An 18,576-nucleotide genomic window follows, 5' to 3' on the forward strand; every position below is an offset into this window, starting at 1 on the left:
AAAAAGCAACCTATCACCAGCCCTTCGACAGGCTCAGGGCGAACGGAAAGTGAATCACATGGCAACGATTGGACGACGCGCTTACGCAGAAATATTCGGCCCCACCGTGGGGGACAGGGTGCGCCTGGCCGACACCAACCTGGTCATCGAGGTCGAAGCCGACCTGACCCTGCGCGCCGGCGGCTACGGCGAGGAAGTCAAGTTCGGCGGCGGCAAGACCATCCGCGACGGCATGGCGCAAAGCCAGCGCGCCCGCGCTGAAGGGGCTATGGACACCGTCATGACCAACGCCCTGATCATCGACCACTGGGGCATCATCAAGGCCGACATCGGTCTCAAGGACAGCCGCATCGTCGCCATTGGCAAGGCCGGCAACCCCGACACCCAGCCGGGCGTGGACATCGTCATCGGTCCGGGCACTGAAGTGATCAGTTGTGAAGGCAGCATCGTCACCGCAGGCGGTTTTGACAGCCACATCCACTTCATCTGCCCGCAACTCATCGAAGAAGCCCTGAGCAGCGGCATCACCACCATGACCGGCGGCGGCACCGGCCCGGCTACCGGCACCTTTGCCACCACCTGCACCCCGGGGCCGTGGCACATCGAGCGCATGTTGCAGGCCGCCGACGCTTTTGCCATGAACCTGGGCTTTCTGGGCAAGGGCAATGCCAGCCTGCCGCATGCACTGCATGAGCAGATCAACGCCGGTGCCATCGGCCTCAAGCTGCATGAAGACTGGGGCACCACGCCGGCCGCCATCGACAACTGCCTGAACGTGGCCGAGGCCACCGACACCCAGGTCGCGATCCACACCGACACCCTCAACGAATCAGGCTTTGTGGAAGACACGCTGGCCGCCTTCAAGGGCCGCAGCATCCACACTTTTCACACCGAGGGCGCGGGCGGCGGCCATGCGCCCGACATCATGAAACTGGTGGGCGAACCCAATGTGTTGCCCTCCTCCACCAATCCCACGCGCCCCTACACCGTCAACACGCTCGACGAGCATGTCGACATGCTGATGGTCTGCCACCACCTCGACGCGGGCATTGCCGAAGACCTGGCTTTTGCCGAGAGCCGCATCCGCAAGGAAACCATCGCCGCCGAGGACATCCTGCACGACCTGGGCGCGATCAGCATCATGAGCAGCGACAGCCAGGCCATGGGCCGTGTTGGCGAGGTCATCATCCGCACCTGGCAGACCGCGCACAAGATGAAGGCGCAGCGCGGCTGGCTGGCACCACCGGTGGGGCGCAACGAGCCGGTGGAACAACAGCAACGCAACGACAATTACCGCGTCAAGCGCTACCTCGCGAAGTACACCATCAACCCGGCGCTGACCCACGGCATGGCGCATGAGGTGGGCAGTATCGAGATCGGTAAATGGGCCGACCTGGTGGTCTGGAAACCTGCGTTTTTTGGCATCAAGCCCGCGCTGATTCTCAAGGGCGGTTTTATCGCCATGGCCGCCATGGGCGATCCCAATGCGTCAATTCCCACACCGCAGCCGGTGCATTACCGGCCCATGTTTGGCAGCTATGGCGGCGCCTTGGCCAGGGGCTCGATTACTTTCATCTCGCAGGCGGGCGAGAACGCAGGCATCAAGGAGCGCTTTGGTCTGGCCAAAAATGTGAGCTCGGTGCGCAACATCCGTGGCATTCGCAAAGAGCACATGATCCATAACCACGCCCTGCCCAGGATGGAGATCGACGCCCAGACCTACAGCGTGCGCGCCGACGGCGAGCTGCTCACCTGCGAGCCGGCCGTGACCTTGCCGATGGCGCAGCGCTACTTCTTGTTTTGATGTTCCACATCTCCAAACTGATTCCTCAAGGGCAGTGCCTGGCCCCGGTGCTGCTCAAGCGCGCGACCCATGTCGAACTGGACTGGGACCTGCGGCAGAAGAGCCGGTTTGAAGCCATCGACTCTGCCGGGCGAGCGATCGGCATCTTTCTGCCACGAGGCACAGTGGTACGCGGAGGCGATGTGCTGGTGGCGGAAGACGGCTCACTGATCAGGGTGATTGCGGCACCGCAGACCGTGCTGCGCATCACGCCTTGCAGCAGCCATGGATCGACTTTCGATTTGGTTCGCGCCGCCTACCACCTGGGCAACCGCCATGTGCCGATCGAACTCAAGCCCAACCACCTCAAGATCGAGCCCGACCATGTGCTGGCCGACATGCTGCGCGCCATGCATTTGATCGTAACTGAGGTGACCGAGGCTTTCGAGCCGGAGAGCGGCGCCTATGCCAGCGACGGCCATGCGCATGGACACGATCACCACCATGCATGACACCAGCCTGCTGCAACTCATGTGGCTGGCCTCGCCGGCACTGCCGATTGGCGGTTTTTCGTATTCGGAAGGTCTGGAGGCAGCGGTCGACACGGCTCGGGTAACGACAGAAGCTGAAGCCGAAGATTGGCTGTTGGACCAGCTTGAACTGAGCCTGGCGCGCGGTGACCTGGCGGTACTGGCCCAAGCCATTCCCGCATGGCGGGCCGCAGACGCCAGCCGCATCGCCACCCTCAACACCTGGGTGCTGCAGACACGCGAAAGCAGCGAACTGCGCGCGCAGACCGAGCAAATGGGCCGCTCCCTGCTCGAATGGCTGCGCAACCACACCACTTCCAGCGCATCGCAAATCGAACTGCTGGCCGAACTGCAACCCACGTATCCGCTGGTCTTTGCGCTGGCCGCCAGCGCCACTGGCGCGCCCGTGCGCGAGTGCTTGCTGGCCTGCGCCTTCGGCTGGGCCGAGAACATGGTTCAGGCCGCGATCAAATCAGTGCCCCTGGGCCAAAGTGCCGGGCAGCGCATTCTGTCGGCCTTGACGTCCGCCATTCCTGCGGCCATCAATCACGCGATGTCGGTGCCAGACCACGCGCGCCAGGCTTATTCTCCGATGCTGGCCATTTTGAGCGCCCAGCATGAAGTTCAGTATTCACGTCTTTTCCGCTCGTAACCCTTTATATCGTTCAGGCTGAGCCTGTCGAAGCCCCATCACCATGACCTCACTACATCACATCAAGAACCGCACCAAACACCTGCCCCCTTTGCGCGTGGGCATCGGTGGCCCGGTGGGCTCGGGTAAAACCACGCTGCTGGAAATGCTGTGCAAGGCCATGCGCGACGAATACGACCTGGTGGCCATCACCAACGACATCTACACCAAGGAAGACCAGCGCCTGCTCACCGTAAGCGGCGCCCTGCCGCCCGAGCGCATCATGGGTGTGGAGACCGGCGGTTGCCCGCACACTGCGATCCGTGAAGACGCGTCGATCAACCTGGAGGCCATCGACCGCATGCTGGTGGATTTTCCGAATGCCGACATTGTGTTCATCGAGAGCGGCGGCGACAACCTGGCCGCCACTTTCAGCCCCGAACTGTCCGACCTGACGATCTATGTGATCGACGTGGCGGCGGGCGAAAAAATCCCGCGCAAGGGCGGCCCCGGCATCACCAAGAGCGATTTGTTTGTGATCAACAAAACCGACCTGGCCCCTTATGTGGGCGCCAATCTGGACGTGATGGCGCTAGATACCACGCGCATGCGCAGCACGCCCAAGGGCCTCAGGCCCTTTGTCATGACCAACCTGAAAACACTCGATGGCCTGGCGCACGTTGTGGACTTCATTGAGCAGAAAGGCATGCTTAAGAGCGCTACTTCAACTGCACCGAGCCCGACACATTGACGCTCACGTTGCTCAAACCGGCTTCCAGCGGCACCGGGGCGTCTTCCGCCATCGACTTGGCGCTGGCCGCCATCATGTAGGGCCGCACCGGGCCGATCTGGTTGGCGTTGACATTGATCTCGCTCAGGGTGTAGCCGCCAAAGCCGAAACTTTTGGCGATCTCCGTGGCGTTTTTCTGAAACTGTTCGATGGCTTGGCTTTGCGCCTGCGCCTGCGCCTCCTGGCGCAGTTGCGAACTCAAGCCAAAGCTGACACTGGCCACGCTCAGGGTTTGCAACTGCCCCGCCGTCTGGCCGATGCGCACAAAATCACGCCCTTGCAACACCAGTTCAGCCAAACCCTGCCAGCCAACCAGCTTGCCATTGCGATCGTGCCGTGGCGACAGTCCGAAACGCCCGGTGCTGACGCTCATCAAGGGACTTTGTTCCTGCCGTTTGGCCAGCGTCAGCGCAGCATCCAGTGCTGTCTTGAGTTGGCTTTGCACCTCTTGCGCAATCACGCCTTCGCGCTGGGTGCTCAGGGTCAGGGTCAGTTCGTCTTGCGGCACCTGCACCGTGGCGCTGGCCGCCAGGCTCACCCGCTGACTCGGCAGCGGTGGCGCCATGTGTTGAGCAAAAGCGGCGCTTGCGCTCATCATGGAAGCGCTGACCGCGATCAGTTTCATGCAGTTTTTCATCTCGGATTCCTTAAGGATACAGTCCAGTCAATGAGAAAATAATTTGTAACAGCATGTCAATACGTCCAAAAAAATCATAAACCACAAATTCAAACACGCAAAATCGCGCTTGTTACAAATTGTCCTGGAGCGAAGTATGTCCGCAAAACCCGATCGTGTTGACAAAATATTGGTGGTCGATGACGACGCCCGCATTCGCGACCTGTTGCGCCGCTACCTGACGCAAGAAGGTTTCGAGGTACTGCAGGCTGAAGACGGCAAGGGGCTGACCCGCGTGCTGCAGCGAGAACCCGTTGATCTGATCGTGCTCGACCTGATGATGCCAGGCGAAGACGGCTTGTCGGTGTGCCGACGCCTGCGCGGTGCCAACGACCGCACCCCCATCATCATGCTCACGGCCAAGGGCGAGGACATCGACCGCATTGTGGGACTTGAAGTGGGTGCCGATGACTACCTGGGTAAGCCCTTCAACCCGCGCGAACTGCTGGCCCGCATTCATGCCGTGCTGCGCCGCAGACCAACGGTAGAAGCACCGGGTTCGCCGTCGCCCGAGAATGAAACCGTGATTTTTGGTCCTTTCAGCTTTGACCTGGGCGCGCGCATCCTGCGCAAGGGCCAGGAAGAACTGAGCCTGACAACCGGTGAATTTGCCATGCTCAAGGCGCTTGTGCGGCATCCTCGCCAGCCGCTGTCGCGCGAAAAACTGGCGCAACTGGCCCGCGGGCGCGACTTTGAGCCCTTCGACCGCAGCCTCGATGTGCAGGTGTCGCGGCTGCGCAAACTCATCGAGGAAGATGCCACCGCGCCGCGCTACATCCAGACCGTGTGGGGCGTCGGTTACGTGTTTGTTCCTGATGGCGAGCAATAACCCCCGCCTGAGCCTGTTCTGGCGCACTTTTGTGCTGCTGGCGCTGCTGCTGTTGGGCAGTGTCCTGGCCTGGACCGAGACCATGCACGAACTCGAAGCCGAACCACGCGCCACCCAGACCGGACGGCAGATTGCGTCGATGGTCAATCTGAGCCGTGCCGCGGTCATGCACACCGACAGCATCACCCAGGTCTCGCTGTTCAAGACCATGAAAGACCAGGAGCACGTGGTGATCGTGCCGCGCGAACCCAATGATGTGATTCAGCCCCTGAACAATGACGAACTCAACCACTACATGGCGAAGGAGTTGAAAAATCGTCTGGGGCCAGACACGCTGGTGGCGGAAAAGGTCAATGGCGTGGAAGGCCTGTGGATTGGCTTCGACATTAACAAGGACCATTTCTGGCTACAAACGGATCGTTCCCGCTTTGACCAGCCCGAAGCCAAGACTTGGCTGGTCTGGCTGAGCACCGCGGCGGCTTTGTCGCTGCTTGGCGCGGCCTGGATGGCGCGGCTCATCAACAAGCCCCTGAAAGATCTGTCGTTTGCCGCCAAACGCGTGCGCGAGGGCGACTTCGAGGCCAGCCGACTCGATGAAACGGTGAGCACCAACGAGATCAGGGCGGTCAATATCGGTTTTAACCGCATGACACAAAAGCTCACCAGAATCGAAGAAGAGCGTGCGGTGATGCTGGCCGGTATTTCGCACGATTTGCGCACGCCGCTGGCACGATTGCGGCTGGAGGCCGAACTCAGTGTCAGTGATCCTGCGGCGCGTGAGCACATGGCCAACGACATTGCGCAACTTGACGCCATCATCAACAAGTTTCTGGATTACGCACGGCCTGGCCATATCAAACTGAGCCCGGTCGCACTCAGCCAGACCATCGAGCAGAGCCTGACAGCGCTGCGCCACCGCCCCGAGCTTGACATCAAGGTAAGTCTTGAACCCAATCTGATGGTTCAGGCCGATGCCGTGGAGTTACAGCGCGTGGTCACCAACCTGATTGAAAACGCTGCGCGCTATGGCACGTCGGCCGATAGCGGTCTGGCGCGGGTGGAAGTGGTGGCGCGTCAAATGGACAACACCGTGCTGCTGAGCGTGCGCGACCATGGCCCGGGCGTGCCTGCTGATCAACTCAAACAGTTGACGACACCATTTTTTCGCGGTGAAGCCGCCCGTACGGCTGCCAACGGCACCGGCCTGGGTCTGGCGATTGTGCAAAAAATCGTCTCGCGCATGAGGGGTACGCTGGAGCTCAGCAATGCCAGCGGCGGCGGCTTGTGCGCAAATATCCGATTGCAGCTTGCCCAAGTGAGTTGAATCACTTCTTCACACGCGGTGGCAGGCCGGTGTGCTGGGTCAATAAACGACCGGGTTTGGGCGTCTTGACTGCTGCAGTGCTTGAGTTCTTGCGCCGGGCGCTGGTGTAGCTTCCATCCGTCAAGGGCTGAAACGTCGGGATCAAATGGTGCTTGCCGTTGCCGATCAAATCGGCCCGGCCCATCGCCTTGAGCGCGTCGCGCAGCAGCGGCCAGTTGTTGGGGTCGTGATAGCGCAAAAAAGCCTTATGCAAGCGGCGGCGACGTTCACCGCGCACCACGTCCACTTTTTCTGCCCGGTCGTCCCGATGAATGCCCTTGAGCGGATTCAGGTCAGTGTGGTACATGGCCGTGGCGGTGGCCATGGGGCTGGGGTAAAAGGTTTGCACCTGGTCGGCGCGGAAGCCGTTTTTCTTGAGCCAGATCGCCAGGTTCATCATGTCTTCGTCGCTGGTGCCGGGGTGGGCGGCAATGAAGTACGGGATCAGGAACTGTTTTTTTCCGGCTTCCAGTGTGAACTTGTCAAACAGGGTCTTGAACTTGTCGTAGGTTCCCATGCCGGGCTTCATCATTTTGCTCAAGGGTCCCTGCTCGGTGTGCTCGGGCGCAATCTTGAGGTAACCGCCGACATGGTGCTGCACCAGTTCCTTGACGTATTCAGGGCTTTGCACGGCCAGGTCGTAGCGCACGCCCGAGCCGATCAAAATCTTCTTGATACCCTTCAAGGCGCGGCCACGGCGGTAGATGTTGATCAGCGGCTGGTGGTCGGTGCCCAGGTTCTGGCAGATGCCGGGAAAAACGCAGCTCGGCTTGCGGCAGGCGGCTTCGATCTCGGGGCTTTTGCAGCCCAGCCGGTACATGTTGGCCGTCGGGCCACCCAGGTCGGAGATTGTGCCGGTGAAGCCTTTCACCTTGTCGCGGATGTCCTCGATTTCCTTGATGACCGACTCTTCCGAGCGGCTCTGGATGATGCGGCCCTCGTGCTCGGTGATCGAGCAAAAGGTGCAGCCGCCAAAGCAGCCACGCATGATGTTGACACTAAAACGGATCATCTCCCAGGCTGGGATCTTGGTGGCGTGGTCATGGCTGCCCTTTTCATCCGCGTAGCTGGGGTGCGGGCTGCGCGCATAGGGCAGGCCAAAGACCTGGTCCATCTCGGCGGTGGTGAGCGGAATGGGCGGCGGCATGATCCAGACATCACGGGCGGTCGCGCCCTCCCCGTGCGCCTGCACCAGCGCGCGGGCGTTGCCGGGGTTGGTTTCCAGGTGCAACACTCGGTTGGCGTGGGCGTAAAGCACCGGGTCGGACCTGACCTGCTCGTAGCTGGGCAGGCGGATCACGGTGCGGTCACGCGCGGGCAGAGTCTGCCTGCCCGCGCGCTGGGACAGCGCGGGGTTGGGCATGAAGCACAAAGGCTGGGAACCACTGCCACGGTCCGTTCTGGCTGAGCTTGTCGAAGCCCCTACAGGCCCTTCGACAGGCTCAGGCCGAACGGCCTGGTCCTCCTTGCTGCAGGTCGTGCCCTGCCCGGCTGCTTGCTCGCTGGTGGTCTGGTAGGGGTTGATGTGCGACTCGACCGTGCCAGGTGAGTCGACGTCGGTCGAGTCGATCTCGAACCAGCCCAGGCGGGTATCGTCGTCAGTGCGGCGCACAAAGGCGGTACCGCGCACGTCGGTGATATGCTCTACCGGCTCGCGCCGGCTCAGGCGATGGGCAATTTCAACGATGGCGCGCTCGGCGTTACCGTACAGCAGCAGGTCACATTTGGCGTCAACCACAATGCTGCGGCGCACCTTGTCGCTCCAGTAGTCGTAGTGGGCGATGCGGCGCAGGCTGCCTTCAATGCCACCCAAAATGATCGGCACGTCCTTGTACGCCTCGCGGCAACGCTGGCTGTAAACAATGGCGGCGCGGTCGGGCCGTTTGCCGCCAATGTCGCCGGGGGTGTAGGCGTCATCGGTACGTATCTTGCGGTCGGCGGTGTAGCGGTTGATCATGCTGTCCATGTTGCCCGCCGTGACGCCCCAGAACAAATTGGGTTTGCCAAGCGCCTTGAAGGGCTCGGCGCTTTGCCAGTCGGGCTGGGCGATGATGCCCACCCGAAAACCCTGGTCTTCAAGCATGCGGCCAATCACCGCCATGCCAAAGCTGGGATGGTCCACATAGGCGTCGCCGGTGACCAGCACCACGTCGCAGCTGTCCCAGCCCAGTTGCTCCATCTCGGCGCGGCTCATCGGCAAGAACGGCGCCGTGCCAAAACGGGCTGCCCAGAACTTGCGGTAGCTCGACAGCGGCTTGGCGGCACGCGAGAAAAAAGAGACGTCAACCAAGGCGTTCATGGGCACATAGGGGTGGGAGGGGATGCCAAGTGTAAGGTTTTGAGGTTTGAAACATTGCCATCAAGGTCATTGCCGGCTTGGCTGGCAGAGCCTAAAACAGTCCCTTTGAACGATTGCGGGGTTCGGCGGGGTCGGCTAGTTGCGTCTGATGGACTGCGTTAACATGGTCTCGATCTATCGTGCCTCCTGGCGCTGTGGCATTCAGACTCAATTTTCCACAACAGTCATGACTGATAACCCATCGTTCGATGTGTTACCGCTTTTTCCCCTGGAACTGGTGCTGTTCCCGGGCGGCTGCCTGCCCTTGCGGATTTTTGAGGTGCGTTACCTTGACATGGTCGGCAAGTGCTTCAAGGCGGGTGAGCCGTTTGGCGTTGTCACGCTCAAGTGTGGCTCGGAGGTGCACACTGCCCCAAGCGACCTGGCGGGTGAGGCCGGCACAGCCCAGGAAATTTTCTATCCCGAGGGCACCTTGGCGCGCATCACCCACTTGAGTCGGCCGCAACCGGGCTTGATGCTGATCAGTTGCACTGGGGCGCAGCGCTTCAGTGTGGTCCAGCCTGAGTTGCTCAAGCACGGCCTGTGGGTAGGCCACGCCGAGTTGTTGTCGGACGATCAAAGCGTGCCGATTCCAGAAGACTTGTTGCCGGTGGCAGGTGCGCTGGCACGCGTGATAGACACCCTGAAAGCGCAGGGCATCACGCCGGAGCAGATGCCGATCCAGCCGCCCTACGCGCTGCATGACTGCGCCTGGGTGGCCAACCGCTGGTGCGATCTGCTGCCGATGTCGCTAGCGCAAAAGCACCGTCTTCTGACGCTGGACAATCCCTTGGTGCGCTTGGAACTGGTGAGCGATTTGCTGGAGCGCAACGGTATTCCTACCTGAGCGCTACTGGCGTTGGCAGCGCCACAAACTGCCCCAGCGCCGCGCTTTGCTCCCCCAGGCCCAGCAGTTGCATCACGGCGTGCACCTGGGCACGTGTAACGCCGGGCTGCGGCGCCAGTCCCCAGAGATAGTCACGCAATTGGGCGTAATAGGCCAGATAGTTGCCACCAGCCTGGGGCGCTACCGTGCGCACCGACACCGGCACTGCCACGCCGGGTATGTTTTCCATGTGCAGCAGCTGGCCCGGCTGCGGATCCTGTCCCCAGTCGTGCAGGGCATCCAGATGCGGGCGCTGGCCAGCTTTCAGGGCGTCTTCTTGCACGTCGAGGCCAAATTTTTTGAAGCTGCCCTGGGTGCCGTGCACAACCCAGCGTGGCCCTGGCTCGGCCACCAGCGTGCTAGCGTGCAGGATCACGCGCAGGCTGCCCTGCGGCCTGCCATAGCGCAGCACGGCATGAAACCAGTCGTTCACATGAGCGCTGTCGCGCAGCTCGGCTTGTTCCAGCAGTAGCGCATCAGGTTGGCCAAACAGCACCAGCGCCTGGTCCAGCAAATGCGGCCCCAGGTCCAGCCAGAGGCCGGAGCCGGGCAGATTTTGTTCGCGCCAGCGCGTCGGCACCATGGGGCGATAGCGGTCAAAGTGCGAATCCACCTGCACCACTCGGCCCAACTGGCCACTTTGGATAACCTGCTGCACGGACAGAAAATCGCTATCAAGGCGCCGGTTTTGGAAAACCGTGAGCACCTTGCCCCGTTGGCGCGCCAGGTCCAGCAGGGTTTCGGTCTGAGTCAGCGTCACGGTGCAGGGTTTGTCCACCACCACATGTTTGCCCGCCTGCAGCGCGGCCCGGGCCAATTCAAAATGACTGTCGTTCGGGGTGGCGATCACCACCAAGTCGATGGCCGGGTCGGCCAGCGCGGCACCGGCCGCAGCCACGCAGGGCACGGCAGGCCAGTCGCGCTGCACCGCCTCGAACTGACGCGTCACGATGCAGGCCAGGAGCAGGCCGGGCACGCCGGCAATGAGCGGCGCATGAAAGATGCGGCCGGCGCTGCCGTAGCCGATCAGTGCGACTTGCAGGGGCGCATGCCGATGGGGGTGTTGAGTTGATGGCATGAGGTTCATGCCCGAATCATCACAGAAAATCGCGCACAATTTAGCCATGCTTCACTTTTTGCCAGCACCGATCAACGGTGTCATTGCCAGCGCACTGATGCTGCTCAACATTTTGCTCTGGGTGCCTCTGTTGTTGATCACTGCCATGATCAAGCTGGTGCTGCCCTTCAGGCGGGTGCGCTTGGCGGTTGACCCCTTGCTGCTGCGCATTGCGGAGGCCTGGATTGCCGGCAACAGTGGCTGGATGCGCCTGACGCAACCGCTGCAATGGGACGTAAGCGGCCTGCAGGACCTGAACCCGCGTCAGTGGTATCTGGTGATTTGCAACCACCAGTCATGGGTTGACATTCTGGTATTGCAGCATGTGCTGAACCGGCGCATTCCCCTGCTCAAGTTTTTCCTGAAGAAGCAATTGATCTGGGTGCCCATCATGGGCCTGGCCTGGTGGGCGCTGGAGTTCCCGTTCATGCGCCGGCACAGCGAGGCATTTCTGCAAATGCATCCGGAAGAGCGCGGCAAGGACGCCGCCACCACTCGCGCCGCCTGCGAAAAATACGCGCTGGTGCCCACCAGCGTGATGAATTTTGTCGAGGGCACGCGCTTTACCCGGGCCAAACAACAACGCCAGCAGTCACCCTACCGGCATCTCCTCAAGCCCAAGGCCGGCGGCATCAGCCTGGCGCTGGACGCCATGGGCGAAAAATTTGGTGCGGTGCTCGACATCACCATTGCCTACCCGGATGGCACGCCCAATTTCTGGCAGTTTTTGCAGGGTCGCGCGCCGCGGGTCATCGTGCAGGCTCGCACTCTGGCTGTTCCGCGGGTGGCTGCCAAGGCTGCAGGCGACCCCTCGCAGGCTTTGCGCGAGTTGTGCCAGGTCTGGATCAATCAGTTATGGACCGACAAGGACGCCCTGCTGGACAAGCTTCTGACCAAAATAATTGAATAATTTACTTCAATAATCCTATATAAAATATTGATTTAATTATATTTATGACAGATGAACAGTCGAATTAGCGCAGGTGCTTGAATAACTTGGCGCTGAACATTTCCGGGATGCCAAGCCGGCGCGGACCCGCCACCAGCTCAAAGACTTCACCGGCCTGCAGCATGCCGGGCACCTCAACAGCCAGGTAAAAACCGCAACAGCCCTGCTGCGCCATCACCTTGCTCGCATGAGAAAAACCCATCGCGGCGTTGAACTTGTAACAGGGTTCGCGCGGTTGCGTCACACGCAAGGCACAGTGGGCAAATTGAAGCACGTCGCCAACCCACACTTCGCACTCGAGCAAACCCGCAAGGCTCAGGTTTTCACCCATGCTGCCCCAAGGCAGGCCATCGTCGAGGCCAGCCAGCCCGGCATCGGCACGGGCTTGTCGCCAGAATGGGTAGTGCTCGCTCGGGTAGGCATATACCGCTTTATCCAGGCCGCCATGCACCGACAGGTCGGCTTGCTCGTCGCCTGCCAGCCCCAGCGGCATCACCGCGACCTGCCCGATAGCAGCTTGTTTGTGAATGGCCGTGAGCACATTGCGTCCATGAATGCCGACACGCCGGGCGCTGCCGATTTGCAGACTTAAAAGTTGGGGCATGGTAAAAACTTGCGGGTTGATTCGATCGGCCCGATGCCGCTACTGGCATACTCGACGGACCGACACCCCATTATCAGGACACCGCCCATGCTCGCCCGCTTACTGCGCCGCATTTACTTCTTTCAATTGCTGGTGGGCGGCATGCTGGGAATCTATGTTGCGGATCGACTCGACCAAAGTGGGGCATCTGCACTGGCGCTCGTGTTTCTGTGCGCCCTGCTGCTGCCTCTGCTGCTGCAGTTGGCTGTGATCAGCACGAGCATGATTCTGTCGCGGCCGAAACAGGCCGGAACCTTGTGGTGGCGGGCGTTTGGGGGTGAATTTTTGGCTGCCCTGCGAATTTTCTGGCTGCAAATGCCCTTCGCTTCCGCGAAAACCGAAGTCTGGTTGCCAGACACCGCCCAGCGAACGCAGCCCTGGCGGGTGCCCGTGCTGCTGGTGCATGGCTACATTTCCAACTACCGGGTATGGGACAAAGTGGCACGGGCGCTGCACCATGCTGGCCATCCGGTGCTGGCCATCACCCTGGAACCACTCTTTGCCTCGATTGAGGATTACACCCCGCAAATCCAGCAGGCCGTGCAGCAATTGAAGCAGGCAACCGGTGCCGCGCGGGTGACGCTGGTGGGTCACAGCATGGGAGGATTGGTCATACGCGCCTGGCTGCGTCGGCATGGCAGCGCTGTGGTGGCCAAAATCATCACGCTGGGAACACCGCACCAAGGCACAAATAGTGCAGCCTGGCCGCTCACCACCAATGTGGCACAAATGAATTGGCACAGCCCCTGGTTGCAAGCCCTGCAGGCCGCCGAAAGCCAAGCCACCCGGCAATTGATACACATTGCCTTGACCAGGCATGACAACATTGTTTATCCGCAGCGCGAGCAGGTGCTCGAAGGTGCTGCGGTTACCGAGTTCGAAGGCGTGGGACATCTGGAACTGTGTCTGGACGACCGTGTGATCCAGTGGCTGTTGCAAAAATTAGACTAAAGCTGCCTATTTCATGCCAGGATGGTTCTGATATGCCATGGCTCATCGCTATAATCCATGGCTTTGCTGGCAAAACTCCGCTGCCTGATCAACTTTTAAGCGGGGAACTTCGTAAATTGTTGAGTTTCAGGCCCGATCTTCCCGAAACTGAACGTTTGCATATTTAGGATCTCTTGACGTAATGACAACCATCCGTGTTAAAGACAACGAACCTTTTGACGTCGCGCTGCGTCGCTTCAAACGCACCATTGAAAAACTGGGTCTTCTGACCGACTTGCGCGCCCGCGAGTTCTACGAAAAACCCACTTCCGAGCGCAAGCGCAAGAAGGCTGCCGCCGTTAAACGCAATTACAAGCGCATTCGTGCCATGCAATTGCCCAAGAAGCTGTACTGATCCTGTTGCTCTGACAGGGCTGTAACAGCCTCTTGCACAAGCTCGCCGGGGACGCTCAGGCGGGCTTTTTTTATGCCCGAATCCATTCAAGGAGTATCGAAGATGTCACTCAAAGACCAGGTGATCGAAGACATGAAAACCGCCATGCGCGCCAAGGACAGCGAGCGCCTGGGCACCATCCGCCTGCTGCTGGCAGCGGCCAAGCAGAAGGAAGTGGACGAGCGCGTGGTCCTGAGCAATGCCGACATGATCGCCATTGTGGACAAGCTCATCAAACAGCGCAAGGACTCTGTGGAGGCCTTCACCAAGGCCCAGCGCATGGACCTGGCAGACAAGGAAAGTGCCGAAATCGTGGTGTTGCAAGCCTATTTGCCGCAGCGGCTGAATGCGCAAGAAGTCAGTGCGGCGGTGCAAGCCATCGTGACCAGTCTGGGCGCCAAAGGTCCCGGCGACATGGGCAAGGTGATGGCAGCCGTGAAGGCGCAACTGGCCGGCAAAGCCGACATGGCCATGGTGTCGAAAGCGGTCAAGATCGCGCTGGCAAGCTGAGTCAGGCCCGCTCGGAGCGGCGCCGCATCCGGCGGGTCATCACAGCCGGAGATCGAGGCTGTTGAGCATGGCGGTGTGAACCACCGCATCAAGTGCGCCATCCACCATGGATTGCTCGGAGACCACCTGCAAAGCCTGGGTTGCCAGCAGCTTTTCGATCGACTCGCGCGCCATGGATCGCGTGCGACCATTTTGGTTGGTAAACAGGTACATGGTGTGTTGCGGGCTGATCCAGCTGAGCTGGGCGCGTTGCCAGACATCCTTGACACGTATTTCCACCCAAGTACCAACGGCCAGCTGCTCCAGATCAATACTGACGGGCACCGGTTGGGTCTGGCTTGCCATGGGTATCACGGACTCCAGCAAGGGCGCACCTGGCTGATCATACTGATAGGCAGCAGCTTCGTCAGCCAGGTCCATGAAGCCGGAGGCCTGAACCTCGGCTGGTGCAACCCAGTGCTGACGTTTGCCGGGCGAATTGTTCCCCGGGTCTTGGCTTGGCAGTTCCGGCGCTCTGACGGCCGGGCTAAAGGCCTGTTGATGCAATTTCATCAACGAATCAAAAAACGCACTGGTTTTCAGGGTTGGGTAATCGATTAGCGCCAGACCCTCGCGCAGTTTTGACAGAAGACTGGCGACCTGTCGGGTCAGCCTGCCGACATCGCCACGGGTCAGCTCGGGCTGTGCGCTCCAAAGCAGAAAATTGACCAGGCTTTTGTATTCGCCAGGGTCCTCAACACCCTCGGAATTATCGAGTTCGACATAAGCCATGACCTGAGCCCACGGCCCGAGAATAAATTCTGCCACGGTGGCATGCACCCGCTTCATGTCGGGAATCCGCTCCAGGATGGCGACCATTTTTTCGGCCAGCAGGTTGCGCTCTTCGGCCCGGCTCAAGGCTTGCTTTGCCTGTTCAACGGTCTTGTTGGTGCCTTGCGATTGCTCTGACCACATGGCATTGAGATTTTTCAAGGCCAGCTCAAAAGGCTCGGCATTCTCAACGGGCATGCGCGACAAGGGGTTGACGTAGCGATGTAGCGACCTGATGAAAAGTGCGCATCCGGGCGCGTCAACCGCTTCAAAGGCCAGCCCGCGCTGAGTCAGTTCCTGGAGCAGGCGGCGTGCCGGATGGAGCTTGTTATTGAAAAAACGCACATCCACCTTCACCAATTGGAACAGGGCAGGCTCCAAATCTTCGATGACACGGCGGATGGGTTCGAGCAACCGGGGGTCTTGCACCAGGTTGTCAACCATCTGGCACATCACTTCAAAGCTCAGGACTTGCGCGGAAGTCTGGCACTTGCGGCGAAATTTTTGCCGGATGGATTCCGGCTGGCCATCGGCATCAGAGACTGTTTGGTGGCGTTTTGGCAGGCGCGCCAAGACGTTGTCCACCTGGATCATGTTTTGCAAAGCCTCAAAGGCAACCGGAATCGTCGCGGCAAAGTCGGTGGTCGGCTCGTCGTCATCTTCGAGGGGACTCAGGTCAACGGTGCCCGAAAATTGCGTATCCACCTCGTCCGGAGCCAGCAGCTGCGGGGCAGGTGTCTGCGTCGCAAATAATTCATGCAAGCGGTGCAGCGTCAGCGCACCGGGCTGAGCTGGTGCTTCGACCGCATCAGCTTGCTGGCGCCTGAATTCAAACACGGGCTCAACAAGCGTTCTTTCGGGCGGCACCGTTTGGGCCAATGACAACGGAGTCACACCATAAGATTTGATTTTCTTTACCAGTAAGGCGTATGAGCCGTGCAAGGCTTTTCCCAAGGCTGCTGCCATGTGGTTCAACCAGATGATCCGCATGGACGTGGGCACGGCTGCATCGACCATCAGCTGGTGCAGGACCTTCAGATAAATTTGCGGTCGCAAGGGATTGCGCTCCTGCTTGATGTGATCAAGTCCCTCCAAGGCGCTCATGTAGCCATTAAGCTCGTTCAGCGAATCTTGCACCAGGAGTTGCACTGAACGCAGTACCCGTGCCATTTCAACCCGCTCCTGCACTTGGGTTTCATCCATCTGCTCCAACTGGTCATGGTTCAATTCACCCAAAGCCAGTTCACCAAATTGGGAACTAATGGCATGCTTGCTCTGAAATACCTGCCGCAACTGGGCCGGGAATTGGGCGCAAAGGGCCGCCGCCCTGTTATCCAGCCATTGACAACTCAGGCGCAACTGATCGCGTTCGGGTTGCCCGGCAGCATGCGCAATTTCTGCGTCGAGCGAGCGCAATGCAGCATGAAACACCTCGCGCAACAAGCCCTCGCCATCACGCGCCGACTGCCCCAATGCAGCGCGAAACAAATTCAGGTAGTGTTCACTTCGAACGGCGGCAGTCACTCTGTTGCTCGATTCGTCTTCTGTTAGCGTAAGGCCTTGAAACGCATGCGGTGGGGGCGCGCACCTTCTTCACCCAGGCGTTTTTTCTTGTCGGCCTCGTATTCCTGGTAATTGCCATCATAAAAGTACCACTGGCTGTCGCCTTCGCAGGCCAGAATGTGGGTGGCAATGCGGTCCAGAAACCAGCGGTCGTGGCTGATCACCATGACCGAGCCGGCAAACTCGAGCAAGGCGTCTTCCAGCGCGCGCAGGGTTTCCACGTCAAGGTCGTTGGATGGCTCGTCGAGCATCAGCACGTTGCCACCGGCAATCAGGGTTTTGGCCAGGTGCAGTCGCCCGCGTTCTCCACCCGAGAGCGTGCCCACGCGTTTTTGCTGGTCGGCGCCATTGAAATTGAAGCGCCCGCAATAGGCTCGGCTCGCCATCTGGAACTTGCCGATGTTCAACATATCGAGGCCGCCGGAGACGTCTTCCCAAACGGTCTTTTCGTTGCTGAGGTCGTCGCGATTCTGATCGACAAAGGCCATTTTGACGGTCTGGCCGATCTTGACTTCGCCGGAATCTGGTTTTTCGCGTCCGGCAATCATCTTGAACAGTGTGGATTTACCGGCGCCGTTGGGGCCGATGATGCCGACGATGGCGCCCGGTGGCACCTTGAAGCTCAGGTTGTCGATCAGCACTCGGTCGCCAAAGGACTTCGTGACATTGACAAACTCAATCACTTCCTGACCCAGACGATCCGCCACGGGAATGAAGATTTCGTTGGTCTCGTTGCGCTTCTGGTATTCGAAGTCGGACAGTTCCTCGAAGCGGGCCAGGCGGGCCTTGCTCTTTGCCTGGCGCGCCTTGGGGTTCTGGCGCGACCATTCCAGTTCTTTCTTGAGCGCCTTGGCGCGGGAATCTTCGCCCTTTTGCTCCTGCTCCAGACGTGCCTGCTTTTGCTCCATCCATGAGCTGTAGTTGCCCTTGTACGGGATGCCGTTGCCGCGGTCGAGCTCCAGAATCCACTCGGCGGCGTTGTCCAGAAAATATCGGTCGTGGGTGATGGCCACCACGGTGCCGCTGTAGCGCTGCAAAAATTGCTCCAGCCAGTCCACCGACTCGGCATCCAAGTGGTTGGTGGGTTCGTCCAGCAGCAGCATGTCGGGGTGCTCCAGCAGCAGGCGGCACAGCGCCACGCGGCGCTTTTCACCGCCGGACAACAGGCCCACCCGGGCCTCCCACGGCGGCAGGCGCAGGGCATCTGCGGCAATTTCGAGCTGGTGTTCGGAGTCGGTGCCGGCCGTGGCGATGATGGCTTCGAGTTCGGCCTGCTCGGCCGCCAGCTTGTCGAAGTCGGCATCTTCATCACCATAGGCGATGTAAACCTCTTCGAGGCGCGCCTTGGCGTTCAGCACCTTGCCCATGGCTTCTTCCACGGTTTCGCGCACGGTTTTGTCCGGGTCCAATTGGGGTTCTTGCGGCAGGTAGCCGATGTTCAGACCCGGCATCGGGATGGCTTCACCTTCGATTTCCTTGTCCAAACCGGCCATGATCCTGAGCAGGGTCGATTTGCCCGAACCATTGGTGCCCAGCACGCCGATCTTGGCGCCTGGGAAAAAACTGAGAGAAATGTCTTTCAGAATGTGCCGCTTTGGCGGCACGATCTTGCCGACGCGGTTCATTGAAAATACGTATTGAGCCATGAGTCTATTGCATTCACATTAGGGATAAAGGTTGCATTATCGGTGCTCTCATCCACTCTGCGCGGTGAACGTTGTTGTGAAGCGATTTACCTGTACCAGGTTTCCGAAAAATGACAAAATTGTGCAGC

The 18,576-nt window shown here is 60.0% G+C and carries 16 protein-coding genes and 1 pseudogene; 11 read left to right on the forward strand and 6 right to left on the reverse strand.

The features are described from left to right. The first annotated feature begins 58 nt into the window (after positions 1 to 58). From ureC to ureG, 4 genes and pseudogenes are all read left to right on the forward strand, one after another. Positions 59 to 1,804 (forward strand): urease subunit alpha, encoded by a 1,746-nt coding sequence (ureC, locus tag PHF15_RS03385; protein ID WP_300118949.1) that lies wholly within the window; start codon positions 59 to 61, stop codon positions 1,802 to 1,804. Beyond that, positions 1,804 to 2,280: pseudogene (gene ureE / locus PHF15_RS03390) on the forward strand (urease accessory protein UreE); the annotation flags it as partial. The gene ureC and the pseudogene ureE, both read left to right, overlap by 1 nt. Then, the gene (locus PHF15_RS03395; RefSeq protein ID WP_300118950.1) at positions 2,249 to 2,965 is read left to right on the forward strand and encodes an urease accessory UreF family protein; all 717 of its coding nucleotides are present in this window, start codon (positions 2,249 to 2,251) and stop codon (positions 2,963 to 2,965) included. The pseudogene ureE and the gene PHF15_RS03395, both read left to right, overlap by 32 nt. Positions 2,966 to 3,008: 43 nt before the next feature. Beyond that, positions 3,009 to 3,695, forward strand: coding sequence for an urease accessory protein UreG (gene ureG, locus PHF15_RS03400; protein ID WP_300118952.1), 687 nt, complete (start codon positions 3,009 to 3,011; stop codon positions 3,693 to 3,695). Here the strand turns inward: ureG and PHF15_RS03405 are convergent. Then, the gene (locus PHF15_RS03405; protein WP_300118953.1) at positions 3,664 to 4,371 is read right to left on the reverse strand and encodes an SIMPL domain-containing protein; all 708 of its coding nucleotides are present in this window, start codon (positions 4,369 to 4,371) and stop codon (positions 3,664 to 3,666) included. The genes ureG and PHF15_RS03405 overlap by 32 nt on opposite strands. Before the next feature lie 136 nt (positions 4,372 to 4,507). Between PHF15_RS03405 and ompR the strand changes: the two genes are divergently transcribed. Together ompR and PHF15_RS03415 are read left to right on the forward strand one after the other, a co-directional pair. Further along, positions 4,508 to 5,239: a two-component system response regulator OmpR gene (gene ompR / locus PHF15_RS03410; protein ID WP_300118955.1), complete on the forward strand. Its 732-nt coding sequence runs from the start codon at positions 4,508 to 4,510 to the stop codon at positions 5,237 to 5,239. Further along, positions 5,226 to 6,563, forward strand: a complete 1,338-nt coding sequence (locus PHF15_RS03415; RefSeq protein WP_300118956.1) for a sensor histidine kinase — start codon at positions 5,226 to 5,228, stop codon at positions 6,561 to 6,563. The genes ompR and PHF15_RS03415 overlap by 14 nt, the downstream gene beginning before the upstream one ends. Position 6,564: 1 nt before the next feature. Here PHF15_RS03415 and PHF15_RS03420 read toward each other — a convergent pair whose 3' ends face one another. Then, positions 6,565 to 8,901 carry a YgiQ family radical SAM protein gene (locus tag PHF15_RS03420; RefSeq protein WP_300118957.1) on the reverse strand — a complete coding sequence of 779 codons (2,337 nt, stop codon included), beginning with the start codon at positions 8,899 to 8,901 and terminating at the stop codon, positions 6,565 to 6,567. Positions 8,902 to 9,127: 226 nt separating this feature from the next. On the opposite strand from PHF15_RS03420, the gene PHF15_RS03425 reads away from it, so the two are divergent. Continuing rightward, positions 9,128 to 9,787: an LON peptidase substrate-binding domain-containing protein gene (locus PHF15_RS03425; RefSeq protein WP_300118958.1), complete on the forward strand. Its 660-nt coding sequence runs from the start codon at positions 9,128 to 9,130 to the stop codon at positions 9,785 to 9,787. On the opposite strand, the gene PHF15_RS03430 is transcribed toward PHF15_RS03425, so the two are convergent. After that, complete coding sequence (locus PHF15_RS03430; RefSeq protein WP_300118959.1) at positions 9,780 to 10,904, reverse strand: oxidoreductase; 1,125 nt, start codon at positions 10,902 to 10,904, stop codon at positions 9,780 to 9,782. The genes PHF15_RS03425 and PHF15_RS03430 overlap by 8 nt on opposite strands. Positions 10,905 to 10,950: 46 nt before the next feature. On the opposite strand from PHF15_RS03430, the gene PHF15_RS03435 reads away from it, so the two are divergent. After that, the gene (locus PHF15_RS03435; RefSeq protein WP_300118960.1) at positions 10,951 to 11,853 is read left to right on the forward strand and encodes an acyltransferase; all 903 of its coding nucleotides are present in this window, start codon (positions 10,951 to 10,953) and stop codon (positions 11,851 to 11,853) included. 64 nt (positions 11,854 to 11,917) lie between these two features. Here PHF15_RS03435 and PHF15_RS03440 read toward each other — a convergent pair whose 3' ends face one another. Continuing rightward, a complete protein-coding gene (locus tag PHF15_RS03440) occupies positions 11,918 to 12,496 on the reverse strand; it encodes an MOSC domain-containing protein (RefSeq protein WP_300118961.1) in 579 nt (192 codons plus the stop codon). An 87-nt stretch (positions 12,497 to 12,583) separates the two neighbouring features. Between PHF15_RS03440 and PHF15_RS03445 the strand changes: the two genes are divergently transcribed. The 3 genes from PHF15_RS03445 (at position 12,584) to PHF15_RS03455 (ending at position 14,429) form a co-directional block, all read left to right on the forward strand. After that, on the forward strand, positions 12,584 to 13,486 hold the full coding sequence (locus tag PHF15_RS03445; RefSeq protein WP_300118962.1) for an alpha/beta fold hydrolase: 903 nt from the start codon (positions 12,584 to 12,586) through the stop codon (positions 13,484 to 13,486). Positions 13,487 to 13,667: 181 nt separating this feature from the next. Beyond that, positions 13,668 to 13,880, forward strand: a complete 213-nt coding sequence (gene rpsU / locus PHF15_RS03450) for a 30S ribosomal protein S21 (protein WP_296159322.1) — start codon at positions 13,668 to 13,670, stop codon at positions 13,878 to 13,880. Between the two features lie 102 nt (positions 13,881 to 13,982). Continuing rightward, positions 13,983 to 14,429, forward strand: coding sequence for a GatB/YqeY domain-containing protein (locus tag PHF15_RS03455; RefSeq protein ID WP_300118963.1), 447 nt, complete (start codon positions 13,983 to 13,985; stop codon positions 14,427 to 14,429). Between the two features lie 39 nt (positions 14,430 to 14,468). On the opposite strand, the gene PHF15_RS03460 is transcribed toward PHF15_RS03455, so the two are convergent. Further along, entirely contained in the window at positions 14,469 to 16,763 is a 2,295-nt protein-coding gene (locus PHF15_RS03460; protein WP_300118964.1) for a DUF1631 family protein, read from the reverse strand. Positions 16,764 to 16,786: 23 nt separating this feature from the next. Then, the gene (gene ettA, locus PHF15_RS03465; RefSeq protein ID WP_300118966.1) at positions 16,787 to 18,448 is read right to left on the reverse strand and encodes an energy-dependent translational throttle protein EttA; all 1,662 of its coding nucleotides are present in this window, start codon (positions 18,446 to 18,448) and stop codon (positions 16,787 to 16,789) included. Between the last annotated feature and the right edge of the window lie 128 nt (positions 18,449 to 18,576).

This window comes from Rhodoferax sp. (assembly GCF_028689295.1).
GTDB lineage: Bacteria > Pseudomonadota > Gammaproteobacteria > Burkholderiales > Burkholderiaceae_C > Rhodoferax.